The organism is Flavobacterium xizangense, from assembly GCF_054075145.1.
Map to the genome: position 1 here is coordinate 143,806 of NZ_JBSIPG010000007.1, position 24,658 is coordinate 168,463.

Consider the following 24,658-nt stretch of genomic DNA (forward strand, 5'->3'; position numbering starts at 1 on the left):
TCCATTATTTCCGCCCCAAGCAGGATTGAATATGTATTGCTTCGCTTTAACTAAATTGAACTTTGGATTCTGAGTTAAAGTTCCAATTGGCTTTTAGATATCTGAAGGGAGCGAATTCCCATATTGCTGATCTATAAAGTTGACATCAATCTTGCAAACCCGATCCTTCGTTGTGATCGTTGGACATGGTAAATCAATTGAATGAACTCCACCGTTACCATAATAAGTATTCAGATGAGAAGCTGTAACGACCGCTTGACTACCTACAGTTGTAATTGTTCCTGCTGGACCATCTACACCTATCACCTTTCCTTCTGGCCTGCCTGAGAAATACTTTTTAAGGAAAACAGATTTAACCAAAGCATGAGTTCCATTTGTACAAATAGTTCCCATAGGTTTTTCAATTGAATTAACTTTTTGTTCAGGATGTATTTTACCTCCATTGTACCGCTTGGTGAAAACCTCATCTCCATTTGCTACAAACTTTAAAAGTCCAGCGTAAATTCTTTTAAGAGTGTTTTCCGAAAGCTCTTTCTTTCTTTGAAAAATACTTACACCTTCATCTTCCAGATCTAAAACTTCACGAACTGCTTTCCATTTATCCATTGGAAACAATGTACTTTCAACTTTATCTTTCGTGTGAGTTTGTTCCGGCCATGCGATAGGCAAACAACTTGGAACCTCAACACCGTTTGCACGCTTATAATTAATGAGTTTAGGAAATTGAATAAACAATCTTTCACGGCTTTGGTAAGCTCCATAATTTGCAGAATTTAATATCTTATAATCAAAAGCATATCCGTATGAGCATACTTTATCTATCCAATGTAAATAGTCTTTTCCTGCTGTTCTTGAAACTGGTTTTCCTTTTTCATCAAGTGGCCCCCAACTCATAAACTCTCTAACATTTTCAACCCAGAAGTAATCAGGATCTAATTGAGTTAGATACATAAACATGTGCTCGGCTAATGTTCTGCTATCAGCATCTCGTGCTTGACCACCTTTAGCTTTTGAAAAGTTTGTACATTCCAAAGATGCCCAGATATTTATTTTACAATCCGGAAAAGCAATTCTAAGTGCATCAACTAAATGCTTAAGCTTTTTAACTACTTCAAAATCTCGGATGTCTTCTGTGAAGTGTAAAGTATCTGGATGATTTTGAGCATGGCTTAATATTGCATTCTTATCATGGTTAACACATGCAGCAACAAACATATTTGGAATATCCGTGAAATGAATTCCGGTTGAAGTTCCACCAGCTCCACAAAACAAATCAATCCAAAAAACCAATTGACTGTTTGAATCGGCCTGTTTTTTTACATGTCTAATAAATGCTTTAGTTTCTCTTTTTAGTTGTGAATTAATCATATAGCTATATCAAATAAAGTTGGAACACTGATTTTGTACTCAATTGATTTTAGGTAGAAAAGACCGTCATCATAATAGTTTGGATTAAGCTCAGCCGAAATTGCTTTTCGTTCCATCTCCAGAGCTTTGTAAGCCGTCGAGAACAAACCTCCAAACGGATCATCGATTGTATCTCCTTTCATTGTGAATCTATTAATCAGCCTTTCGATGATATCTAACTGAAGTGGGCAAATGTGCTTTTCCTTTTTTCGGTTCGCTTGATTTGCGTTAAGTGTCAGCATTCGATTTACATCTGTCCAAACCATATCAGTTGGTGATGTTGGCGGAATTGTCATAAACAATCGGCTTAACTTCCCTGCTTTGTCCAGATCGTTACATATTTTCAAATGCTCCTGAAAATTGTAAATGTTGGTTTTATCGAACTCTCTCCACTTATTGAAAACAGTTTTCATCTCAGCTGTTGAAAGTTCCTGAAAGCTCATAAATCTATTACCGGATGATTTCCAATAAGCATGAGCATCAAGCTGCCAATTGTCAACAGAATATTCTTCTTTAGTTTTAACACATGGTTCATCTGCATAAGCGTTGTTCATTTCACTTGGTCGCTTTCTGAAAAGCAAAACATACTCTGGAAGTCCAACTCCCATTTTTGTAGCATCTTTACATTGCTCTGACCATCCTAAGCGATATGTTTGATTATTTTCACGAACTACATCTGTTGTTACAGTTATCTTTCCAACTAAGTAAAAACCGTGTTTAACAAAGTGTGCAACCGTCTTTCCGGAGAAATCATCTATTGTTGTAAATGAAGTTCCATTTTGGTATGAATAACGGATCCTGTCTTTAACATGGATCGCTGCAATCTTACCTGGCTTTAAGGTTCTTAAAAGATGAGGAGTTAAATAATCCATTTGTTTAAAGAACTCATCATTCCCGTTGTTATGTCCGAAATCATTATAGTTGTCTGAGTACTCATAATGATCACCAAAAGGAATTGAAGTCAGAATCATATCAGTTGAATTATCGGCCATCTCTTCGTGAACGTGAATAGTATCATCATTGAACACAGTTGCATTTCCAATGGTCGAACTTCTTTTATTTTTGAATATCTGTCTTTTCATATCAGCTGTTATTTTGTCGATGTTAAGTCCGTATTCACGAACTATGTTTATCATTTCTGTTTGAAGCTCGATGTGCTTTCTCCATTTATCTTTTAGAGTTTTTAAAACCTCTCTTTCATTGTTAGTGAATATGGCCCAGACATTTACTTCTTTATCTTGTTTGAATCGGTACAGCCTGTGTATAGCTTGGATGAAGTCATTAAACTTGTAATCGATACCAACAAAAATCATGTTGTTACATTCCTTTTGAAAGTTGCATCCGGATCCTGCGATCTTTGGTTTGGTACTCAGAATCTGATACATTGAATGTTTAAAGTCAATGAGCAGCTTTTCCTTCTCAGTATTCTTTTGGCTGCCTGTAACAGTTCGCAAATCGATGAACTCTTCTCCTTTGAACTTCTTTTCAATTGCATCTCGTTCTTTGTCGATGTGGTGCCATAATATCCAGTTGCTATAGGGTGCGGTTTCTTTAACTATTTGATATGCTTTCTCAACTCGAAGATTAATAGATTCGTTTTTCTCTCTGGATGTATCAGGCAAACTTTTAGTGAGGTCTTTGAACATTACAATCTTACCTTCTTTGTTGGTGATTACTCCTTCCGGAATATTCTCAATCTCAACTTCATTGAAGTTTAATTTTGGCAAGTTGTAACCAGTATCATCATATCCGAGATCTGAAGGTTTATTGATGAACACCGCCCAAGATGAAACCCATTTCCAGAACTCCTCTTTTTTATTTTCATAAAGAGTAAGATGTCCAGCTTTCGTTGAATCTCTTTGAAAGAATCTTGTCAATGCGTGACCTCGATCGATCACTCCCAGATAATCAGCATAGTTTAATATCTCAATGAAATCATTTGGCGTTGGTGTAGCCGTTGCAACGAATCGATAATTAACTGCTCCGAAATGTTTTAAAACATAATTTGTAGTTTCAGTTTTAAGGTTTCTTAATATACTTGCTTCGTCAAAAGAAACACCGCCAAAGCATTCCGGATTGATATCACCTTTTCGAACTCTTTCGTAGTTTGTAACGTAAATAGCCAGATTCAAATCATTTACCTCATCAGTATCAGTAATGTATTTTATATCAAATCCGGTATTTAAAAGATTATTGTCATCTCTAAATTCTCCAACTACTCCTAAAGGCATACAGATTAAAAAAGGTTTGCCAGTTAATTCGATGATCAACCTGGCAATCTCTAATTGCATTAAAGTTTTTCCTAATCCGAAGCTGGCGAAAATAGCTCTACGACCTCCAGCAATTGACCAATGAATAATATCTTTTTGGTGTGGTAATGCGATTGGATTTATTTTACTTTTGTCAATGATGGTTCCGTAACTTTCAGCAACAACAATTTTGTTTTCTAAAAACTCTTTATAGTTCTTAACTGACTTTTGAATATTTATCATTGTTCCTTTGCGTTTAATTGTGGTTTAAAGAAGAAAGCATACTCTTCTCTTAAAAATTCGATTTCGACATTAGTTAGTTTGTGGCTGGATTTAATGGTGCCAATATCATTTAGTGTGATCGTGACCTCTTCTCCATTGTTCCGAAAAATGAAATAGGTGTTTTCTTTTGAAGTTGCTTTTACTATTGTTACAGGATCATTCATCTCTTACATTTTTTCATCACCATAAATCCATTTATACCTTCTCGGATATCAATCTCATCATCATTGTACATCTCGGTTATCACCTTTTGAAACTCTGCATCTGATACTTGTAATTGAATTAAAACATCAGCGAAAGAAGTTCCACAACTGCCATTGCTCGACTGATGTTTTGATTCAACTATTTCAAGTATTTTATTTTTCACGGCTTTTCAATTCGGTTTCTAAAACATCCTGATAAACTTTTTTTGATGGATACTTTTCCCATTTTGAGATAATCTCTTTAAGTTCTTCGACTGATAATGTTTTAACCGATTCATTGAGTTTTTCTAAATAGGCTTTCTGACTTCTCAATGTTTCTGGTAATTCTGGTAGTAATGTTTTTTCGTTTACCACTTCAGCTATATCCTTGAAAAGAATCTCAGTTACTTTGCTATCCCATTTTATAGTTGATGGATTTGTAAATGAAACATGTTCTTGAGTGGTAATCATTTCAGCAATGCTGCATCTCTCATCGAAATAATCCGAAAACCAACTCAATACTTTTGGAATTGTCAAACTTTCATAAAGCTCTCCGTACTTTCCAGATATTGCATTTTTAAAAATGAAAGTGATATCAACTATTTTTAAACTTGAATAATCTGAGATAATCATTTGTGCTATCATTTCAATCTGACTTTCTGAAAGTGGCCGTCTTAAATCTAAAGTTTCATTTAAAAACAAAATCCAGAGTTTTATAAAGTTGGACTGAAATTCCGGTCCGTTATCTTTTCCGATTTTAGATAATGATGGAGTATCTGTCTTAAAAACATCTTGAATAGTTCTTAGTTGTCCTGAATGTTTCAGGCAGTTACTTGGATTGTAAACCTTCAGCAATTGATCTGGCAAAATCTTGGCTAACTGTTTTGAATCCTGCGTTTGAATTTGTTTGTCCATGTTGATAATTATTTTTTAACTCAAAAAATCCTTTCCATCCTTTTGCTAATGATTGATTAATAATCAAGATTGCAGTTTCTTCAAGTCCATTGGCTAAATTTGAAAGCTCAACTAACGATGCTTGCTCACTTTGGATTGATTTGTATTTGAAATTATGTTCCTTGGATTTGTAAGCTTTCCATAATTGCCAGTGAGCTTTGAACTTCTCAGTTTCAAAAGGAAAAACAACTTCTGATTTTTGAATTTCTGTTTTTGCTTTTTTTGATTTTCCATTTTCAACTTCATTTCTATTTTCATTTTCAACTTCATATACAACTCCAATTTCAATTACAGAGTTTGCTTTAGGTTTTGGTTTTGTATTTGCTTTAGGTTTTGTTTCTTCTTTTGCTTCTAGTTTTGCTTCGTCATTTGCATAAGCAAAATTTTTCTTCTTATTTGAAGTACCGCCAGTTTTTCCAGCGTTTGCACGTTTTTCTGAAATTTCCGCATCTCTTACCATTCGTTTACAAATCAGAAAATCATCTTGAATTATTAAGACACCTTCTGATATTAATTCACCAAGTGGATTTTCAATTTCAAGCAAATCAAAAGCAGATAGTTTAGCAATCTGTAAAGCAAAATTTCGAACTTGCTTATCACTTTGCTTAAATTTTTGCTTAAGCAAAATTTTACCATATGTAACTTCTTTATGCAAAATGCACATGATCGAAATCATTACTCCATGAGCAGATGGTGAACACATTTTTAACTTTGAATTGTTCATCCAATCATCAACATATAGAGGTAAATAAGGTTGATTTGTTAAAGCCATTTAATGAATATTTACTTTGTTCTTATTTTTCGGATTGAACCGATGATTTAGGTTGTTATGAACCTTTTGATGGCAATCTTCGCAAAGTGTAACCAACCAACACAGATGATCTAATTCGATTCCTACGATTGATTTTCCGTCTACATAGTAAGTAATGTGATGAGTTTCTAATCTGATCATTGAATGACATTCAACGCATTTAAAATTATCTCTCAGCCTTACTTTTCCTTTCACCTCATCCCAATAAGGATTTGATTTTAATGACTTTCTGTAATTGGTTGGTCTACCTTTTTTATGCTGCAGTCTTGACATTACTTTTTAGCAACTTTCTTAGTGCTCTTTAAGGATTCAAAGAATGTTTTGTTTCTCTCACTTGAATTAAACAAATCTGATAGATCGTGATCTGGGATTTTTTTAATCTTCGCAAGCTTCAGTTCTCCATTTAGCCAGGTGTAGTAATAGTAATTCCCATTGAAAGCAACTTCGTAAGTTGTTGCAGGATCCAGATTCATTTCTGTGACACCTTTTTTAACTTCTTTGGACAGAAGTTCAACTTTGTTAAAAGATGCGCTTACAGTTTCCTTTGCTCGTTTTTCAGCTTCCTTTGCTCTTTCCGTTTCTCTGGCTGCTTCAATAAGTTGATTTTGATACACAGGAAGGTTTTCTTCTAGTTCAACCATGTAATCATTTCGGATGTGATCTTTCTCGTATTCATCCAGTAAGCGATCAGTGTCGATTTGCTTTGGCATTGCGATGAAGTTCTCACTCATGAACTTTTGAACATCTTCTGGAGTTTCGAATATTCCTAAGCTTTCAGGAACTTCACTCGTTTTAGCTGTAAACTCGATCACAGCTGGTAGATAATTTTTTACTACTTCCATTATAATTGTTTTTAAAATTGCGTATTAAGTCCGTCCTTTTTTTGATGGCATTCTCGACAAAGAATTGTGATGTTTCCCACGTTCCAGCATTGTTCCGATTTTCCGTTTTCTTTTGCTTTTTTGACTGATATATCATGTGAACAATCCAATCTGGTACCTGATCCATTCCGTCCACATTGTTCACAGAAATTGTATCTGTGTTCGTCGAATTGATTTTCCAATGCTTTTGCTTTTGCAACTCTCATTTTTGCTTCAATCTGAGCTGTTGTGAAATTTTCGCCTGTTGAGGTGCTGTATAAATTTGCCATTATTTAAACTCTACATCTATTGGTTGTTCTAAATCTTCATTTGGTAATGGGATCTGATATTGAAACATTTCCCATGCTAATTGGCGACATGCTTCGTGATATTCTTCTTGTCCAAATGTTGTGTTCTTAGTAGTTGATTTTGGTTTTCTAATGGTTTCGTGTGTGATCGGATTGATTGCTACTTCTCCGGATGTTTCATCATAAACCTCTTCAAAGCTTAAATTAGATTTCAGGAACTCATGAACTTCAGAATCCAGGTAAATATCGCCCCACTCTTCACGTAGTATGTTTTTCCAATGCTCAACGATAACTCCCCAGTAATAGCGGTTTTGCTTGTTACTTCTTTTTTGGTAATGTCGTTCGATGGTTACAGTTACTTTTTTACCTTCATAAACTCCAATTGCATCAACTATTAAGTTTCTATTTGCAACGAACTTTCCATTTTCAACCTCGGTATTAACTGCTATTTTTCTGGGAGTTGCCATTATTCAAATGCTTTAAGTCTTTCTCGTTTTCTTCTAATAGCTTCGGTAAGTCGTTTTTCTAACTTAGCTATGTCAACATCATTTCTTACAATTTCAAGGACAAAGAGACGTTTACTTTCATTTTTAAAACGAGGGTCATACGATACGAAATACCAGCTTTTACGTCCTGTTATATACATTGACCCTTGAATTTGCCAATAATATTTTGTACATATCTTTTTGAAGTTTTCAGTTGTTAGATTTTCTAAATAATAAAGATGAGTCTTGCTATCAGGGCATTTAGTTTCAATTCCTTTATCTGTTCCAATTAATCCATCAGGTGTAGCTCCAGCATCCTCTCCAAGTTCTATGAATTCTTGCTCATCTCCATAATTGTAAACTATAAGATTGTACTTTTTCATGAACTCAATAACAGCTTCAACTTCTGTTTCTTTTCCATGATTTACTGATCCTGTATTTAACTGTTTTTTTTCTCCAGTTGTAATTACTTCAAGAACTTTCTCAGTTACATAGGTTATTGCGCCCTCAGGAAACACATCACTATCTTCATATCCCATCAACCTCACATATTCAGATACTGTGAACCTTACTTTTCTTTTTTCCAGCCAAAGCTCCTCTTTGCTTTTTTGATTCATTTTATTAAGAGCGGATTCATGTTCCGCTCTTAATTCTTCTAAATCAATTCCTAAAAGATTACTCTTCGTTAGCATCGAAAATGTTTATATCCTTTTCATCAACATCAAACAACGGAATGTCATTTCCTCCAGTTGTTTTGCTACTACCTGTGCATGTGATACTAACACCTTGACCTATTTTGGTATTCATCAAAGCCTGAATAAGTACCGTTTGAGCTGCTAAAAAAGCTTTTTCACCATCATGTAACTTTGCCATGAAATACGTACCGCCTTTTGCATCAGCAGCTTCTTTGAATCCTAAAAAGAAACATTCAACTGGTTCTCCTTTTTTTGCAATCCATTCCGACTTTTCCATATATGAAACTGTCAATTTTCTATTTACTCCAGCTTTCTTCAATAATCCGATCGCATTTGTCGATGGCATGATAAAAGTTACTTCTCCGTTTTTAGGATATAAATTCGGCTTCTCTTCTGTTTGTTCTGTGTTCATGATTTATTATTTAATAGTTAAAATTTGATTATTGAATGCGATAATAGTGTTGTTTAATCCATCTCTGATTTGTCCAAGAGCTTTTAATATTTCCGGATTCTGGATGTTTGGAAAATCAGAAGTAAATTTTAAACTTTCGATGTATGCCATTGCTTTTTCACGATCAGGCTTCAACTCTTCAATCCTTTTACTTTCAGCTTCTGCCTTTTCTTTAGCTTCTTTTTCAGCTTTTTCTTTGGCTAATTTTTCATCTTTAGCTTTTTTCTCAGCTTCAACTTCTGCTTTACGTTTTGCCTCAGCTTCATCGATTGCTTTTTGTTTTGCATCAAGTTCTTTTTGCTTTTTAGCGTTGGCCAGATCGATTGCTTTTTGTTTTTTATCTCTAGCCTCTTGCTCTTTTTTGTCAGCTTCTGCTTTAGCTTTTTTCTCAGCTTCAAAAGCATCTTTTTCTTTAGCTAATTTTTCCGCAGCAACTCTTTGATTTTCCCTTTCAGTTAGAATTGATATTTTCTCTTTTAACTGTTGTTTTACAAGTTGAACTTTTGAAGCAAACTGTAAATCAAACTCTTCAAAAACTGTTGTATCTGCTTTATAAAAACGTTCCTCAAGATCAGTTTCTAAGGCTTCAATTGTTTCAAAAGTCAAATTATCTATTCTTGATTTTACAGTTTGATAAATGATTTCGATATTATTTTGAATTGCATCTTTACGCTCCTTATCTGCTTTTTCTTTTGCTACACGTTCAGCTTCTTTGATAGCCTCATATCGCTTAACTTCGTTTTGTTGCTTTTCTTCATGTGGAAGAGTGATGTCAACTAACTTTTTCGTTTCTATTTTCACTTCATCACGTACGATTTTAAGTTTAGAAGCGATCAACGTATCTTGTTTTTCAACCGTAGTTCTAGCAGTTACATAAGTGGTTCTTCTTTTCTTAGCCTCTTCGTAAGTTTTGTTGTCCGTGATGATTATAAAAGGATTTTCCTTTACAACTGCTTCTTGTTTTTCCTTCCATCCCTGCAATTCTGGAAGCATTGAAGCCTTTACTGATTCTAATGTGATTATCTCCATTGTTATTAAAATTTGATTTTACTATTTTACTTTTTTAAAACTTTCTATTGTTTCAGTTGAACAGAATCGATCTGATCTTTGAATTACATGCCCGAATGAGTTCCTTTTATATGGAATTACATTTCCTTCTTTATCGATCAACTCCAAAGAGTGTAATCCTGATTCTCGAACTGTTTTAACTTTTAAAAGCAATCCGGCTGGTGTTTTATATTTTTGGTTTACTTGTAGTGCCATAACAGATCTAGTTTAGAATTGAATCAATTTGATTGTAATACACGTACTTCCATTTTTTAGAATGCTCCTGAAAACACATTACACCTCCGTTTTCTTTCAAGTATTTAACTCTCAAATGCCTTGCGGTATGGAATCTGCTGTGAATATTTCTTCCCACTAACGACTGTAAAAACTCATTCACTTTCAATAGTTTTTCAGATTGGTCGAACGGAACTTGATTTGTAATCTTCTTTCCGTTTGTTCCTTTGTTTTTATGATCTTCACATCGATAAGCTGTTTTTGGTTTTTCGCTTTTCGGCGTCAAAACTTTTGCTTCCAATGTAATTTTGTATTTCGCTAAGTGCGCACAACTGTTTCCGCAATATTTTAAATGCTCTTTTATATTCGCTAAGTCTGCCATGATTATAATTTTGAGATTAACCATGTTGTAACTGATCCAATAGCACAACCAGTAGTAAAAGCGATGATGATTCCTATTATAAATAGGTTGAACATCCTGTTTGATCTTTCTGTATCTAAATCCATGATTATTTGATTTTTTCAAGTGCTTTTTCTACCTGAAGAAAATCACTTTGGTGAACGTTATGTGTTTTGTTACAAAGCCAGTCATTGAAAAACACTTTCCGGATGTTTGATTCGATATTTATAAAATCTTCATTAGCGGTTGTTTCAAATCTGAATCTTGTTTTCTCACTTAAAAGAAATCCTGATACCAATTCCGCCAGCTTTCCTTTGGATGAAACTATCAAAGTGAAAAATGGAACTTTATCTTCATTGAAAACTTTGAAGCAATTGCAAACAAAGTTTTCTCCACGTCTGTCGAAGGATAAAAACAGTAAGTCTGGTTTATCTTCTGCCATTTTTTTACTGGTTTCAAGTGCAGTATATATTTGAGCTTCTATAGTTGTTGACATGATTAATAAGGATTATCGGTTAGAAAAAGCAGATCGTTTTTAATTTCATCTGCGTTACTGGTTTCGAATTTTTGAGCTAAATCTGAGACTATGCTACTGGTTTTATAATCATCGCTTTTATCAAATAGTAATCTTAAAGCTTGGCCTAAAACCTTTTTTTCCTTTTTGCTTAATGCATCCATGATTCGTAGTGTTTGATGTTTAGCTTAACAACTTTATGCGTAGTAACCTGTGGTTCTTTCGAAAGAAGATCTTGTCTTTCTTTTTCAACTGGAATAATCGCAGTATAGAGTTCCATAAGTTGAGCATCTGCTTTTGCTAATCTCAATTTCATAAGATCATTCATTGAAGTATTACCTTCTCTGTAGTAGTGAACTGAAAATCTCACACAGATACTTCTCAGTTTTTGGAAAGCAGAAATTTTTTTTCTTATTGTTCGTGCTTTCTCTGTAATTTCTTCTAACTTTGGCATTCTCTTAGTTATTTATGCCCTGCAAGGCGTTAATAAAATTTGATCTAAAACCGTTCATGTCCGTGAGCGGTTTTTTTTTATCCTTTAGGATTACAGTTAATCCCTCCAAAAAGGAAAAAGGAAATTTGGTCGTAAATTGATTCTAGTCTTTTCATAATTTCTTAGTTTTTTATTTGGTTAAACAAGCAACTGCTTGCAATTTTAGTTCAGGTGATAATTCATATCGGCCCTTTCGGGTGGAGTTGGAAGCTCCCATACTATCCAACTCCAATTCTAAGTTTCTCTTACGGCTAGTAATTGAACTTAATCCTTGTTTAAAAAGCTCTTCGTGAATTTCTAATTCCTGTAATTGGCTTTTTATAAACTGTATTTTTTCAAGCTTGTTCATCGGTGAAAATTTCGTTTTCCTTTAATCCAGTATGATTCATTATTGCTTCAATGGATTTCTTCTTTGTGAGATTGTCATGAATTGGGGTTGACATTATCCATCTTCTCATTGTCAAGTAAGATTTTCCTAACTCTAAAGCTATTTTCATCTTAACCTCATCGGTTCCTAATTTTTCTTTTGCTGCTGTTGTTAGTTCCATTTTAATTATCTACTTTTGATTAGTCATTTTCTATACAGCAAATATAAAGTAAAATGAAAGTATTTTGCAAGTAATTTGAATAAAATTATTGCGTAATGCTTTTATTTATAATCATTTTAAATAATTTTAATGGAAACAATAGGCTCTAAGCTAAAAGACCTTATCAGGAAGAAAGGTATTACTCCGTATGAGTTGTCAGAAAATACAGGAATCTCACAATCTACATTAAGCAGAATCATAAATAAAGATTCAAAACCCAATATAAAAAATCGCAAAATACTTTCACAATACTTTAATATTTCCGAAAGCTACTTCCTGCTTGAAAGTGAAATGGAATCTTTGGAAGAAAACATAATTGAAAATAACAACGGTAACAAGTTTAAAGAGCTTGAAAATGGAAAATACATAATGACCGTTCCGTTAGTTCCAGCTAAGGCGTACGCAACTTATATAAGTGAATGTTGCGAAGGTGATTATATTGACGGATTTAATGAAGTAAATTTTTATGTTGATCAGTACGCACGTGGAAACTATGTAGCATTTGAGATAAAAGGTGATAGCATGGACAACGGAGGCTTATATGACAACCCTGAAGGATGCATAACGCTTTGTAGAGAACTTAATCGCCAACATTGGAAAGATGGCTTTAGAGATTCTCAATATGGATGGATTATTGTTCATAAGGATACAATTGTTTGTAAAGATATTGTGGACCAAGATCTTTTAAACGGAACTATTACATGTCATTCCAGAAATACAAGTCCGGAGTTTCAGGATTTCACTATTGAACTCAATGACGTAAAGCAAATATTCAAAGTAATTAAGAGAACCTTTTAAAAATAAGATATGACCAAAATTATAACACTAGCATTTGTAATGATCTGCTCTATTGTATTTAGCCAGGATACAGAATTTAAAATGTCCAAAGAAGGATTTACTGACTATGTTGTAACTCCTTGCGAGGGAAAAACACAAAGTGAGATCTACAAAAAAACTTTAGATTGGATTAATGTTACTTACAAAAATCCAAAGGAAGTTTTAAAAGCTAACTTAGAAAATGACTACGTTAGATTTGAAGGCTCTGCATCTGGATTAGTATGTGTAAATGCATTGGGAATGAAAAATTGTTACAATACAAAATACCAAATAGAAGTATCTTTTAAAGAAGGGAAGTATAAGTTCGACATTATTGAAATTCAATATTATGTAAGCTCTTCTCAGTATAGTTCCGGAGGTTGGTATCCATTTAATATGATCGGTATGGAACCTTATTACAATAAAAAGGGAGAAATAAGATCTGCTTATAAATACTATCCAGAATACATTCCACCATACTTTAATGATTTAAATAAGAGCCTACAAAATTTCGTCTTAAGCAATGAAATTCCAAGCAAAAAAGCTGATTGGTAATGAATGAAACAGATCTTAAAATATTCGAACTTATAAAGCTGCTTAAAGAATTGGGTACGATAGAATATGAAAAAGATTTCGGAGATTCAGTTGGCGTTTTAAAACAAAATATAATAAGGATAAAACAGGGCAAAGCACACTTCACAACTGAGCATATTAGAAAAGCATGTGAAGTATTTAATGTCAATGCTAACTGGATTTTTGGTGTAGAAAAAAAGGTTTTCAATTCGTTGAAACCTCAGCAAACAAAGGTATTACAGAATTAATAATGCCGGCAACCCCTTGAGACATTGAAACAATAAGAATCAGCAAAATCAGGATAAATAATAAATATTAACTTACTGATTTACAGTGTAATTACAAAGATGTAAAAGTATGGGTTTGTTTTTCATAACCCTGAGGTCACGGGTTCAACTCCCGTCCTCGCTACAAAAGGCAAAACCCTTAAACAGCAATGTTTAAGGGTTTTTTATTTTAATAAACTCATTATTTTACAAGGAACTTTATTAAATTAGTATCTTGCAATTAAGTAATTTACACACGTATGGATATAGTTAAATTTAAAATCACATCAAAAACAATAAAAGTCGAAGTACGAAATTCGAATAATTATGTTTTTAATTTTAATACTGCTTTAGAAATAGAAAAAGCAGATAGAGATGTTTTATTAAAACTATACAATGCATTAGATCTTCTTTTTAAGAAAGAAACTACCATCGAAAACAAAAACTACATTTCGCCAAATCAAACGAATATTCTGGATCAGATTTCTGCAGCTGACAGTTTACAGAATGAGGAATAAATACTTTATATATCTACAAATAAAAAATAAAGCCCTTAAGCAATAATGCTAAGGGCTTTATTTTTAAACTTTACTTTCCTTCAATAACAACTTCACAAAAAACAAAATCTCCAACAACATAAAAACCACTTAACCAAACGATTAAAGCATAAGACTTAAAATAATTTCATAACTTAGTAAGCAGAATTTTACAAAAAACACTTTTTATTTCTCATTAAAACTTAAATCTTATGAAAATCAAACAGAAATTATCATCAGGAATGGTTTTATTAGTTTTATCATTTCTGGCTTTTGCCTGCAAAAAAAATCCAGGAACGGATTCTGAATCAACAAAAAAAGATTCAGTCGTTACAACAACAGATTCTTTATCTTCAAAAAGTGGCGATCTTGTAACTGCCGCTAATTTTAATCGAGCAGAAACCGATCTGTATTTTAGCACTTCTGTTAAACAATCAGATGGTACTGGTACTCTTTTTCATTACAGAACTTTAATGCCCATAGACAATCAAACTGTTATTCGTGCCAATCGCGATGTTTTATATTCGTCTGGTGTTTTTGACCTCGACGCCGGCCCTGTAACAGTTACACTGCCAAATCCAGGCAAACGATTCATGTCGATGCAGACATTCGACCAAGATCAATATTCTGAAACTTATTATGCGCCCGGAACTTTTACTTTTACCAGAGAAAAAGTCGGCACCCGTTACTTAATGTTAGGAATTCGAACCTTTATAAACCCAAATGATCCGAAAGATTTGCCAATTGTAACCGCTTTACAAAATGCAATTAAAATTGATCAAAAAGAAAAAGGAACTTTTGAAATTCCAAATTGGGATAAAGTAAGCCAAAAGAAAGTTAGGGATTCACTAATTGAAGTATCCAAAAAACTATCGGATACAAAAGGAATGTTTGGCCCAAGAGGAAAAGTAGACGAAACACTTCATTTAATTGGAAGCGCCACGGGATGGGGAGGAAATCCTGAAAAAGATGCACTTTATCTTTCAGTCAATCCTGCCAAAAATGATGGAAAAACGGTCTATAAATTAAAAGTAAAAAACGTACCAGTTGATGGGTTTTGGTCTGTGAGTGTTTATAATAAAGACGGCTATTTTGAAAAAAATAATCTTGACACCTACACATTGAACAATATTACCGCAAAAAAAGATGCTGACGGGTCAGTAACAATACAATTTGGCGGTTGTGACGGAAAAACACCAAATTGTATTCCAACTGTTGCTGGCTGGAATTATTGGGTAAGACTTTATCGTCCGCATAAAGAAGTTTTAAATGGTACTTGGAAATTTCCTGAAGCTCAAATTGTCAAATAATATTATTCACAACATTGTTTCACTGCATTGTATAGAAAAGCCGATATTTTTTAACGGCTTTTTTTGTTTTATAGATCGTTTCGAAATAAAAAACAATCAATTTTTTGTAACATTTTCAAACATTAGCGTCAAAATATAGAATTTAATTGCGGTTCTTTGCAACTTATTACATTCGCAATTGAAATTGATCAATTTTTGAATACAATAATATTGAAACCAATGAGTTTAGACTAGTTAAAAACTAGTTGCTATATTTTCGTTATGCACAATAAAAAGTTTATCTCAAGTTTAAAAAAGGGTAATGAAACCGCCTTCAAAGAGGTGTATTTCAACTACTACGATAAATTGATAAACATTGCCAGACGGTTTAATTCTTCTGTACTTACACCTGAAGATTTTGTTCAGGAAACTTTCATACGATTATATAATAAAAGAGAATTACTCAACGAAGATGTTTTGCTGGACAAACAATTATTTGTCATCTGCAAGAATATCATCCTCAATCACATCAATAGAGAAAACAAAATAATTCAGCTTGATCCTCAAGTTGATATCTTACAGGAAGAAACTGATTCAACAGTTTTTGATGAGAGAAGAGAAAAACTACATAGTTTCATCAATGAACTTCCGGAGCAGCAACAAAAAATATTTACTTTACACAAACTGGAAAACCTTAGCTATAAGGAGATTGCAGAAATTACGGATCTTTCTGAAAAGACCATTGCCAATCATATTTATCTTGCCAGTAAATTTATTCGAAAAAAAATCGAAAACCATTAGGAACTTTTTTGTTCTCGTTTGTTATATAGAAAAACAAGAACAGAAAATGCATATTGAAGCATATAAAACTAATGTCAAAACAAAAAAAGACGCAAGTTTACTTGTCGCTCTTTTACAATTCGTCATTTCAGATTGTATTATAAATTTCGATAAAAAAGGTCAGGAAACCATTTTAAAAATCGAAACCAATCGTGATATTAAAGAAATGGTTTATAGCGTTTTTAGCAAACAAGGTTTTCATTGTCAAATCATTTAATACCCCAAAATCATGGATAAGGAAAACTTTGACGAAGAATTTAAAAAATTATGGAACGAAACTACTGTTTCAAATTCTGACAGCGAAAAAGAAGCTTGCTGGACACAATTTCATTCAAAAACTTTTGCTACCAAGAAAAAGAAAACCAAACCTTGGCGTTATTATGCGGCTGCGGCTGTTTTGCTTTTTGTTTTGATTGGAACTGGAATTTTCTTTAACAACAAACCTCAACAAGAAAATGCAATTCTTGCTGAAAACGTAATTGAAAATACCTCTTCAAAAATAAAATTTGTTGTCTTGCCAGATGATTCAAAAGTAGAATTGAGTCCGAATTCTAAAATTACTTACGGGAATAATTTTGCTTTGAATCGAAAAATCGAAATTGTCGGCGAAGCTTATTTTAAAGTCAAAAAAGATAAACAACATCCTTTTCAGGTTTTTTGCCATGAAACCACCACAACCGTTTTAGGAACATCTTTTATTGTTAAACAATCTGATAAAAAAGATGTAACGGTTGAACTTTACGAAGGAAGTGTTCAAATGAATGTAAAAGGCCAAAATCAAAAATGGATTTTGAAGCCGGGTGAAAAATTTACTTACGGAAACGAAACTGCTTTAGTAGCAGAATTTAGCCGATTCATTGACTTTGACGACGAAAAACTTTCTGCTGTAAGCCAGTATATTGAGGAAAATTATGGCTATAAAGTAATTCTTCCGAAGGAAAATTTAGATCAGAAAATCACAATCCGAATCAATAAAAAAGAGGATTTAAAAACAATTGTACAATTAATATCAGAAATGTATAACCTAAACTTTGAAATAAATGAAGATTTAAAACAGATTACTTTTCAGTAGAAAAGAAAAAAAGGATGCAAGCCGCGAAACTACACATCCTCCTTATAATCAGGATAACACGAGGTTATTCCATTTAATAATAATCCAAAAATACAAAATTTCATGAAGCATATAATTTCAGCATGCTTTTTTTTAATCAGTTTATGGGCATCTGCTCAAAAGGTGACTGTAACTGTAGATCAAAATGTAACCTTAAAAGAATTCTTTAAGCAGATTGAAAATCAAACCGATTTTAAATTTGCTTTTACAGATCAAATCGACACCGATAAAAAATATTTTACCAAGAAAAACACATACAAGCAAATCGAAGTTGAGAAACTGATTTCGGAATTAAACAAAACGGCAGCAGTACAATTTTCTATTGTTGGCAATAATATTTTTGTGAAGCAGAAATCTCCATCTCAAAAACAAGCTAAAAAAAAAAGCAAGCTGAAAGGCCAGATTATTGATGATGAAAAACAGCCCGTTATCGGTGCCAATATTTTCATTAAAGAATTGGAAACTGGCACCGTAACGGATTATAATGGAAAATTCAACATCGAAGTTCCAAATGGCACTTATACTTTTATAATTAGCTACGTTGGATTTAAAAACCAAGAAAAACAAATTACGATTTCTGATGATGCCAATATCAATTTCAATATTGAATCTGATAGTCAGCAATTAGGAGAAGTTATTGTTACCACGAACAAAGCTACTGATATCAAAAACACGCAAATGAGTGTCAACAAGCTTTCGATGCAGGAAATAAAACGAATTCCTGTTGCAATGGGCGAACCAGATCCTTTAAAATCGATTTTGACTTTGCCAGGAGTTACTAATGCCGGAGAAGCTTCATCAGGATTTAATGTTCGTGGAGGTGCTGCTGATCAGAATTTGATTCTTTTAGACGGCGCTCCTGTTTATGCCGATTCGCATATGTTTGGATTTTTCTCCATTTTTAATGCCGATGCTATCAGCGGTTTAGAATTATACAAAGGCGGAATTCCTTCAAAATATGGAGGACGAGTTTCTTCTGTTTTGGATGTTACGCAACAAATCGGAGATTTTCAAAATTATAAAGTAAATGGTGGAATTGGGATAATTTCTAGCCGACTTTTGGTTCAAGGTCCAATACAGAAAGATAAAGGCTCTTTTATTGTTTCTGGCCGAACTTCGTATGCGCATTTATTTTTAAAATTGGCCGACAATAAAAATTCGGCTATGTTTTATGATTTGAATGCCAAATTTAATTATCGCTTTAATGCCAATAATACTTTGGCTTTTTCGGGCTATTTCGGAAATGACGTTTTTGATATCAATGATCGTTTTTCCAGCAAATACGGAAATACAATGGGAATTTTAAGCTGGAAACATAAATTCTCAGATCGATTGAACACCAATTTATCTGCTTTTTACAGCGATTATAAATTCAACTTGGGACTTTCTTCAGAAAATTTTGAATGGGATAGCAACATCAAAAGTTACGGATTGAAATACAATTGGTTTTATCAGAAATCAGAAAAATTCAAAATCAACTACGGAATTGATGGTTTGTATTATAACTTCAATCCGGGAGTTGTGCAGCCAACAAGTTTAGATTCGCAGTTTAATTATCAGCAATTGGACAAAAAATATGCTTTAGAAACTTCGGCATTTATTGATTTTGAAAATCAGATTACAGAAAAACTGAATTTCAGATACGGCCTTCGCTATAGCATGTTTTATCGTTTAGGTTCAGAAGAAATCAGTACTTATGAGAATGGTCAGGCTGTTGTTTTTAATCCGCTTTATAATATTTATCAGGAAGGAACTCCAACGGGAACAATATCTTACGGAAAAGGAAAAAAGATAAGCAGTTTTAACAATTTTGAACCTAGAGCCGCTTTGTCTTATGCTTTTAATGATGATACTTCGATTAAAGCAAGTTACAACAGAATGGCGCAATACATTCATATTTTATCAAATACGCAGTCTCCGCTGCCAATGAGCATCTGGACGCCGAGCGGTCCTTTTACAAAGCCGCAAATGCTGGATCAATATGCAATGGGTTATTTTAAAAATTTCAAAGACGGCGATTATTCTTTTGAAGGCGAACTCTTTTATAAAAATGTTCAAAATCGAATTGACTATATTGATGGAGCTGATGTTTTGGCCAACAACAATATTGAACAGGTTATCCTGAACGGAAAAGCCAGATCGTACGGAATGGAATTATTACTTAGAAAAAACACAGGCAATTTTACCGGATGGATTTCTTATACTTTATCACGCGCCGAACAAAAAACGCCAGGAAGAACTCCTGAAGAACCGGGGATCGCAAACGGCGACTGGTATTTATCGGGATATGACAAATTGCATAATTTGAGCGTTGTTGGAAGTTATGAATTCAGTCCAAAATGGTCTTTTAATGGTAATTTCACTTTACAATCAGGCCAGCCGGTAACGTATGCCAATGGTTATTATGAATTTGGAGGCATTCATGTTCCTAATTATTCTTTGCGAAACGAAAACAGACTTCCACTTTTCCATCACCTCGATGTGGCTGCAACTTATACGCCAAAACCAGAAAAAAAGAAAGGTTGGCAAAGCTATTGGGTATTTAGTATTTACAATATCTACAACCGAAAAAATGCAGCTTCGATGAATTTCACTACAAATGAAGATACCGGACTTAATGAAACTCGAAGGCTATCAATCTTCGGAATTGTTCCTGGGGTTTCTTATAATTTTAAATTTTAATGAGATGAATAAATTAAAAAAATACAACATCATGAATAGAGCATTGGCCTTTATAAGTCTCATTTTGGTTTTGATTTTCAGTTCCTGCGAAGATGTCGTAAATCTGGATTTAGAAACCGGTGATACCCAAATTGTAATCGATGCCGAAATTGTCTGGAAAAAAGGAACTGCCGGAAATGAACAGACAATAAAAATCAGCAAAACAGCTCCTTATTATAATGGTTCAACGCCAAAAGTTTCTGGAGCACAAGTTCGAGTAGAAAATAGCAATGGCGATGTTTTTACTTTTACAGAAACCGCGGCTGGAATTTACAAATGCACCAACTTTGTTCCGGTCATCAACATGGATTATACATTGTTTGTTCAGGCCGAGGGACAAAGTTTTACTGCTGTAGAAAAACTGACTTCAGTAACGCCAATCGATAAAGTGGAACAAAAAATCGTTCCTGATTTTGGTGGAGAAGATGTAATCGAAGTTACTTTTTATTATAAAGACCCAGCGGATCAAGTCAATTTTTATTTAACCGATTATCAAAGCGAGTTTCTAATATTTCCAGAATATGAAATAACAAATGACGATTTTTATAACGGAAATCAAATCAGTACGAGATATTCTCATGAAGATATGAAGCCAGGAAATACTTTGAACATTTTACATCGCGGTATTTCTAAAAACTTTTTTAATTATATGAAATTAATTTTAGACGCTTCAAACTCAAATCCGTTTCAGGTTCCTCCGGGGAATATTAGAGGAAATATTGTCAATACAAACAATGCTAATAACTATGCATTAGGTTATTTTAGACTTTGTGAAGCAGATGCTGTTTCTTATGTTGTGAAATAGATTATTTTACGAAAAAACAAAACCCTTAACTTTAATGTTAAGGGTTTTTATATTTAAATCAATCCTAAAATTTTTCCGTAAGCTATTGCTGCTTTATGCACTTGAACCGTCCAATCTTCTGCTGCATTATCATCGGCTCCGTCAGAAATATATTTGAGGCATAAAAATGGAATGTTTTCTTTCATTGCAATCATCGCCAAAGCATAAGCTTCCATATCTACCACATTATAGGCATCAGAAGAATGCTCCATTTCAAAATTATCACCAGTCCCACAAACGCCTTCCTGAAGATTATCCATTAGCAAACCATATTCTAAAAGCGGAGGCAAACCTGACAATGGTGTTTCATATAGTGCAAAACCCAAGCCTCGAACGTCCATGTCTCGTTGCACAAATTTGGTACAACAAATTACATCACCTTTTTGAAAACTGTTACTTCCTGCCGATCCAAGATTTATAATTACAGAAGGCTTTTTATTTTGAATTGCTTTTGACAATTCATAAGCCGCATTCACTTTTCCGATTCCGGTAAACAAGACATTATTTTCTTTAAAAACTTCCGCTGCTTCAGATTCGAGTGCAAAACAGAATAATATATCTTCAACGGCAAAAGATTCCGTTTGATTAATTTTTATCATTGGTGATTTAATTTCAGGTCGCAAAAATACGCTTAAAATTGTTTATGCTACATTAATGAAAAGTTCTTTTTAAAGAAGCATTATTCTGGTATCACAAAACTAATTCTTCAAAAATTGGATCCTGCAAAAGTGCTGCAGAGAGCGATTCCATTTCATGTTTAGAAGCGTGAACTTGCCATTCTAAGGTAATATGATCCAAATTACGGCGCTGGATAACCAATTTTGATTTTATTGAGTAGTCAGAGAACAATTCTTTACATCTTTTATAACCATCATTGTTGCGGTTAAATGTAACACGAAGGATTTTATGTTCATTGCTAATGTCTATCTTATCTTGAAGAACAGTAAGAAAAGTTAAAATCAAAAGAATCATCAATGCAGCGCAGGCCGATGCAAAATAATAGCCCGCTCCTACTCCCATGCTCACAGCTGCGACAGACCATATTGTAGCCGCTGTTGTAATACCTGTAACGTGATTATCTGACCTGAAAATTACTCCGGCACATAAAAATCCTAAACCAGTTACTATATTTGAAGCAATTCGGTCTGCATTTGCAGGTCCGCCAATCCATTGAGACATAAATGTAAAGAAACAAGCGCCCACAGAAATCATTATCGTGGTACGAAGACCTGCCGCTTTTCCTCTATATTCTCTTTCAGCACCAATTAGAGCTCCCCAAAAGGCAGCTAAAAGTAATCTGATGACGATTTCTACTTCCATTTAAATTGTATTTTTCAGTTAAAATTACGCAAAAAACACAAAACCTTCAAAATCAAAATGACTCTGAAGGTTTTGAACTTATCTTAAATTGTCTTTGAGACTTTTAGTGTAATACCTATTTTTTCAACATATAGAAACATAGACTTTATGTAAAAAAAAAGGGAGTAAAAAGAAACTAGTTTCTAACACATAGTCTACTATATTTATTTTATCAAGTGAAACGCCTTTTTTAAGTGTCTCAAATCTATGTTTCTATGTGCTAGAATAATTATCCCACGCTCATCTTTAATTATTCTTGTATTCTTTTTCCTTTTGAGCATACCAATCTTTCATCACATAAAAAGCTTTCTTTTTTATTCCGTTACTTGAAATTAAACCTTTTCGATTGAAGAAATCCTGAATATTTGGCAATTGTCTTCTTGGCGATCTGAAGTCAACTAAAATCCAAGGCGAAACTCCCGCCAAACCTTCAATACGATTAAACATCTGTGTATTTTGAATGTACAATTCTTCCTGATATTCTTCGTTCCAACGCTCTTTCTTGTCGCCATGCAAACCTTGTAAAGCTTCGCCTCCAAATTCACTCACAATAACGGGTTTGTTATACGGAATTACCCATTGCATGTCTTTGCAAGATTCGTTTGTCCCTCTGTACCAACCTAAATACTGGTTAAAACTCACAATATCAACATATTCATTCATATTATCCTGCAATGTATTAACGTTGTTTGGGCTTTTGGTTACTTCCATCGCCATACTGATTAATCGGGAATTATCCTGTGTACGAGCATATTTTGCCAATTTGCTCAGGAAAACATCTCTATCATCACCATGAGGAGTTTCATTGGCAATCGACCAAATCACGATTCCACAACGATTTTTATCTCTGTAAATCATATCATGCAATTGATGTTCGGCATTGGCGTATGTATCTGGATTTGTCCATGAAATGGTCCAATAAACCGGAACTTCTGACCAAATCATCAATCCCATTTTTTCGGCTTCTTTTACCATGTTCTCATTATGCGGATAATGCGCAAGACGAACGTAATTACAACCTAACTCTTTTGCCCATGTCAATAAAGTATGTGCATCTTCTGTAGACCAGGCCCTTCCTGACCTAAACGGCGCTTCTTCATGAATACTGATGCCTCGCAAAAAGACTTTTTTTCCGTTTAACAAAATTTCTTTTCCTTTTGTCTCAATAGTTCTAAAGCCAATATTATCCGCAATATTTTCATCAGTTTTGCTGATTGTTACTTCGTATAATTTTGGTTTTTCAGGAGTCCATAAAACTGGATTTGCTTTTATTTCAAAATAGGCCATTCCTTTAGCATCGGTAGTAACCTCTTTTTTGATTTTTAATTCGGGAATAGAAATCGAAACCGACTGATTTGCCGTTTCACTATTCAACTTAACCCAACCTGAAATTTTTCCTTTTTCTTTTTTATCCAATTGAACCAAATAATCTTCGATATATGTATTTGGAACCTGAGCCAGAGTAACATCTCTAGTAATTCCACCATAATTCCACCAATCCATATTTACCGTTGGAACATTATCTTTATGGCGTTTATTGTCTACTTTAACCACTACAAAATTATTTCCGTCAACCAATAAATTGGTTACATCAAAATTAAAAGGTGTGTAACCTCCAACATGAGTTCCGGCTAATTTTCCGTTTACATACACTTTTGCATCATAATTTATTGCCCCAAAGTGAAGAATTCCTTTTGTCTGCGAATTTTTCTTATAATTAAAGTCTTTTTGAAACCAAACTGTTCCTTCATAAAAAAACAATTTTTCGTCCTTTGAATTCCAGTCTGACGGAATATCCATAACTGCTGAAGTTGCAAAATTATACTCCGACAATTCTGAAGTATTGAATTTTTTGTTTTCAAAAAATCCATTGTCTTTTAAAGGCATCAAACGATAATCATAATATCCATTTTCAAGTGGATCTACAATATAATGCCATTTTCCGTTTAAATTAATATTATTTCTTGCCGAAATATTAGATAACAATGGGACTTCCTGAGCCATTGTTTTTCCAATAAACAAAAAAGCATAACAGAGCAATGTAAATTTTCTCATAACTAAAAACTTATTTTTTTTGATTTCTTAAGACTCTAAAGTTAAATTTTTATCACAAAAATTAAGGTTACAAAAGTTCAGATTTTTTTCAAAACACCCCATCAAATACTTATCAATTATATGCTAAAAACTGTCTTGTAATGCATTTTGAGCTAGATATTATTAATTTTTATAAAAGACTAATGATTCTAAAAGTTTGCTTTTCCTTATAAAACTGAAATTTTACTTTTTATCTATTTTTTTAAACCACCTTCTCTATATTATTCACCCTAAATGTTTAAACGCAAAA

General features: G+C 33.5%; 33 protein-coding genes. 10 read left to right on the top strand and 23 right to left on the bottom strand.

The annotated features are described in order from the left end of the window. Window positions 1-93: 93 nt before the first annotated feature. The 20 genes from ACWA1B_RS16485 to ACWA1B_RS16580 form a co-directional block, all read right to left on the bottom strand. Window positions 94-1,368 carry a DNA cytosine methyltransferase gene (locus tag ACWA1B_RS16485; RefSeq protein WP_456908727.1) on the bottom strand — a complete coding sequence of 425 codons (1,275 nt, stop codon included), beginning with the start codon at window positions 1,366-1,368 and terminating at the stop codon, window positions 94-96. Continuing rightward, window positions 1,365-3,899: a DNA methyltransferase gene (locus ACWA1B_RS16490; RefSeq protein WP_456908729.1), complete on the bottom strand. Its 2,535-nt coding sequence runs from the start codon at window positions 3,897-3,899 to the stop codon at window positions 1,365-1,367. The genes ACWA1B_RS16485 and ACWA1B_RS16490 overlap by 4 nt, the downstream gene beginning before the upstream one ends. Continuing rightward, window positions 3,896-4,102 (bottom strand): hypothetical protein, encoded by a 207-nt coding sequence (locus tag ACWA1B_RS16495; RefSeq protein ID WP_456908731.1) that lies wholly within the window; start codon window positions 4,100-4,102, stop codon window positions 3,896-3,898. The genes ACWA1B_RS16490 and ACWA1B_RS16495 overlap by 4 nt, the downstream gene beginning before the upstream one ends. Beyond that, window positions 4,099-4,305, bottom strand: a complete 207-nt coding sequence (locus ACWA1B_RS16500; protein WP_456908733.1) for a hypothetical protein — start codon at window positions 4,303-4,305, stop codon at window positions 4,099-4,101. Before ACWA1B_RS16500 ends, ACWA1B_RS16495 begins: the two co-directional genes overlap by 4 nt. Beyond that, complete coding sequence (locus ACWA1B_RS16505; RefSeq protein WP_456908735.1) at window positions 4,295-5,035, bottom strand: hypothetical protein; 741 nt, start codon at window positions 5,033-5,035, stop codon at window positions 4,295-4,297. Before ACWA1B_RS16505 ends, ACWA1B_RS16500 begins: the two co-directional genes overlap by 11 nt. Then, window positions 4,950-5,846: a hypothetical protein gene (locus ACWA1B_RS16510; RefSeq protein ID WP_456908737.1), complete on the bottom strand. Its 897-nt coding sequence runs from the start codon at window positions 5,844-5,846 to the stop codon at window positions 4,950-4,952. Before ACWA1B_RS16510 ends, ACWA1B_RS16505 begins: the two co-directional genes overlap by 86 nt. Continuing rightward, window positions 5,847-6,158 (bottom strand): hypothetical protein, encoded by a 312-nt coding sequence (locus tag ACWA1B_RS16515; protein ID WP_456908739.1) that lies wholly within the window; start codon window positions 6,156-6,158, stop codon window positions 5,847-5,849. Then, window positions 6,158-6,727 carry a hypothetical protein gene (locus ACWA1B_RS16520; RefSeq protein WP_456908741.1) on the bottom strand — a complete coding sequence of 190 codons (570 nt, stop codon included), beginning with the start codon at window positions 6,725-6,727 and terminating at the stop codon, window positions 6,158-6,160. The genes ACWA1B_RS16515 and ACWA1B_RS16520 overlap by 1 nt, the downstream gene beginning before the upstream one ends. Before the next feature lie 11 nt (window positions 6,728-6,738). Continuing rightward, window positions 6,739-7,035 carry an HNH endonuclease signature motif containing protein gene (locus ACWA1B_RS16525; RefSeq protein ID WP_456908743.1) on the bottom strand — a complete coding sequence of 99 codons (297 nt, stop codon included), beginning with the start codon at window positions 7,033-7,035 and terminating at the stop codon, window positions 6,739-6,741. Further along, window positions 7,035-7,520 (bottom strand): hypothetical protein, encoded by a 486-nt coding sequence (locus ACWA1B_RS16530; protein ID WP_456908745.1) that lies wholly within the window; start codon window positions 7,518-7,520, stop codon window positions 7,035-7,037. The genes ACWA1B_RS16525 and ACWA1B_RS16530 overlap by 1 nt, the downstream gene beginning before the upstream one ends. Next, window positions 7,520-8,230, bottom strand: a complete 711-nt coding sequence (locus ACWA1B_RS16535; RefSeq protein WP_456908747.1) for a YqaJ viral recombinase family protein — start codon at window positions 8,228-8,230, stop codon at window positions 7,520-7,522. The genes ACWA1B_RS16530 and ACWA1B_RS16535 overlap by 1 nt, the downstream gene beginning before the upstream one ends. Next, a complete protein-coding gene (locus ACWA1B_RS16540; protein ID WP_456908749.1) occupies window positions 8,214-8,645 on the bottom strand; it encodes a hypothetical protein in 432 nt (143 codons plus the stop codon). Before ACWA1B_RS16540 ends, ACWA1B_RS16535 begins: the two co-directional genes overlap by 17 nt. Window positions 8,646-8,651: 6 nt before the next feature. Beyond that, window positions 8,652-9,677, bottom strand: coding sequence for a hypothetical protein (locus ACWA1B_RS16545; RefSeq protein WP_456908751.1), 1,026 nt, complete (start codon window positions 9,675-9,677; stop codon window positions 8,652-8,654). A 57-nt stretch (window positions 9,678-9,734) separates the two neighbouring features. Continuing rightward, window positions 9,735-9,947: a hypothetical protein gene (locus tag ACWA1B_RS16550; RefSeq protein ID WP_456908753.1), complete on the bottom strand. Its 213-nt coding sequence runs from the start codon at window positions 9,945-9,947 to the stop codon at window positions 9,735-9,737. Window positions 9,948-9,954: 7 nt separating this feature from the next. Next, a complete protein-coding gene (locus ACWA1B_RS16555) occupies window positions 9,955-10,347 on the bottom strand; it encodes a hypothetical protein (RefSeq protein WP_456908755.1) in 393 nt (130 codons plus the stop codon). Between the two features lie 127 nt (window positions 10,348-10,474). Next, window positions 10,475-10,861: a hypothetical protein gene (locus ACWA1B_RS16560; protein WP_456908757.1), complete on the bottom strand. Its 387-nt coding sequence runs from the start codon at window positions 10,859-10,861 to the stop codon at window positions 10,475-10,477. A 2-nt stretch (window positions 10,862-10,863) separates the two neighbouring features. After that, a complete protein-coding gene (locus ACWA1B_RS16565; protein WP_456908759.1) occupies window positions 10,864-11,043 on the bottom strand; it encodes a hypothetical protein in 180 nt (59 codons plus the stop codon). Beyond that, the gene (locus ACWA1B_RS16570; protein ID WP_456908760.1) at window positions 11,031-11,333 is read right to left on the bottom strand and encodes a hypothetical protein; all 303 of its coding nucleotides are present in this window, start codon (window positions 11,331-11,333) and stop codon (window positions 11,031-11,033) included. Before ACWA1B_RS16570 ends, ACWA1B_RS16565 begins: the two co-directional genes overlap by 13 nt. 169 nt (window positions 11,334-11,502) lie before the next feature. Continuing rightward, window positions 11,503-11,721 (bottom strand): hypothetical protein, encoded by a 219-nt coding sequence (locus ACWA1B_RS16575; RefSeq protein WP_456908762.1) that lies wholly within the window; start codon window positions 11,719-11,721, stop codon window positions 11,503-11,505. Beyond that, the gene (locus tag ACWA1B_RS16580; RefSeq protein WP_456908764.1) at window positions 11,708-11,920 is read right to left on the bottom strand and encodes a hypothetical protein; all 213 of its coding nucleotides are present in this window, start codon (window positions 11,918-11,920) and stop codon (window positions 11,708-11,710) included. The genes ACWA1B_RS16575 and ACWA1B_RS16580 overlap by 14 nt, the downstream gene beginning before the upstream one ends. Window positions 11,921-12,049: 129 nt before the next feature. On the opposite strand from ACWA1B_RS16580, the gene ACWA1B_RS16585 reads away from it, so the two are divergent. The 10 genes from ACWA1B_RS16585 (at window position 12,050) to ACWA1B_RS16630 (ending at window position 20,916) form a co-directional block, all read left to right on the top strand. Further along, window positions 12,050-12,757 carry a LexA family transcriptional regulator gene (locus ACWA1B_RS16585; RefSeq protein ID WP_456908766.1) on the top strand — a complete coding sequence of 236 codons (708 nt, stop codon included), beginning with the start codon at window positions 12,050-12,052 and terminating at the stop codon, window positions 12,755-12,757. A 9-nt stretch (window positions 12,758-12,766) separates the two neighbouring features. Then, entirely contained in the window at window positions 12,767-13,330 is a 564-nt protein-coding gene (locus ACWA1B_RS16590) for a DUF4468 domain-containing protein (protein WP_456908768.1), read from the top strand. Beyond that, window positions 13,330-13,596 carry a hypothetical protein gene (locus ACWA1B_RS16595; protein WP_456908770.1) on the top strand — a complete coding sequence of 89 codons (267 nt, stop codon included), beginning with the start codon at window positions 13,330-13,332 and terminating at the stop codon, window positions 13,594-13,596. Before ACWA1B_RS16590 ends, ACWA1B_RS16595 begins: the two co-directional genes overlap by 1 nt. Before the next feature lie 278 nt (window positions 13,597-13,874). Continuing rightward, the gene (locus ACWA1B_RS16600; RefSeq protein WP_456908772.1) at window positions 13,875-14,132 is read left to right on the top strand and encodes a hypothetical protein; all 258 of its coding nucleotides are present in this window, start codon (window positions 13,875-13,877) and stop codon (window positions 14,130-14,132) included. Window positions 14,133-14,362: 230 nt separating this feature from the next. Next, on the top strand, window positions 14,363-15,460 hold the full coding sequence (locus ACWA1B_RS16605) for a DUF1214 domain-containing protein (RefSeq protein ID WP_456908774.1): 1,098 nt from the start codon (window positions 14,363-14,365) through the stop codon (window positions 15,458-15,460). 261 nt (window positions 15,461-15,721) lie between these two features. Further along, on the top strand, window positions 15,722-16,240 hold the full coding sequence (locus ACWA1B_RS16610) for an RNA polymerase sigma factor (protein WP_456908776.1): 519 nt from the start codon (window positions 15,722-15,724) through the stop codon (window positions 16,238-16,240). Window positions 16,241-16,286: 46 nt separating this feature from the next. Beyond that, window positions 16,287-16,496: a hypothetical protein gene (locus tag ACWA1B_RS16615; protein WP_456908778.1), complete on the top strand. Its 210-nt coding sequence runs from the start codon at window positions 16,287-16,289 to the stop codon at window positions 16,494-16,496. A gap of 12 nt (window positions 16,497-16,508) precedes the next feature. Beyond that, window positions 16,509-17,351, top strand: coding sequence for a FecR family protein (locus tag ACWA1B_RS16620; RefSeq protein ID WP_456908780.1), 843 nt, complete (start codon window positions 16,509-16,511; stop codon window positions 17,349-17,351). A gap of 102 nt (window positions 17,352-17,453) precedes the next feature. Beyond that, window positions 17,454-20,072 carry a TonB-dependent receptor gene (locus ACWA1B_RS16625; RefSeq protein WP_456908782.1) on the top strand — a complete coding sequence of 873 codons (2,619 nt, stop codon included), beginning with the start codon at window positions 17,454-17,456 and terminating at the stop codon, window positions 20,070-20,072. Between the two features lie 4 nt (window positions 20,073-20,076). After that, the gene (locus ACWA1B_RS16630; protein ID WP_456908784.1) at window positions 20,077-20,916 is read left to right on the top strand and encodes a DUF4249 family protein; all 840 of its coding nucleotides are present in this window, start codon (window positions 20,077-20,079) and stop codon (window positions 20,914-20,916) included. Between the two features lie 53 nt (window positions 20,917-20,969). Here the strand turns inward: ACWA1B_RS16630 and ACWA1B_RS16635 are convergent, their stop codons facing one another. The 3 genes from ACWA1B_RS16635 to ACWA1B_RS16645 form a co-directional block, all read right to left on the bottom strand. Then, window positions 20,970-21,554, bottom strand: a complete 585-nt coding sequence (locus ACWA1B_RS16635) for a 5'-methylthioadenosine/S-adenosylhomocysteine nucleosidase family protein (RefSeq protein WP_456908786.1) — start codon at window positions 21,552-21,554, stop codon at window positions 20,970-20,972. Window positions 21,555-21,645: 91 nt separating this feature from the next. Continuing rightward, window positions 21,646-22,275, bottom strand: a complete 630-nt coding sequence (locus tag ACWA1B_RS16640) for an MgtC/SapB family protein (RefSeq protein ID WP_456908788.1) — start codon at window positions 22,273-22,275, stop codon at window positions 21,646-21,648. Between the two features lie 285 nt (window positions 22,276-22,560). Further along, window positions 22,561-24,369 carry a glycoside hydrolase family 2 protein gene (locus tag ACWA1B_RS16645; protein WP_456908790.1) on the bottom strand — a complete coding sequence of 603 codons (1,809 nt, stop codon included), beginning with the start codon at window positions 24,367-24,369 and terminating at the stop codon, window positions 22,561-22,563. Window positions 24,370-24,658 lie beyond the last annotated feature (289 nt).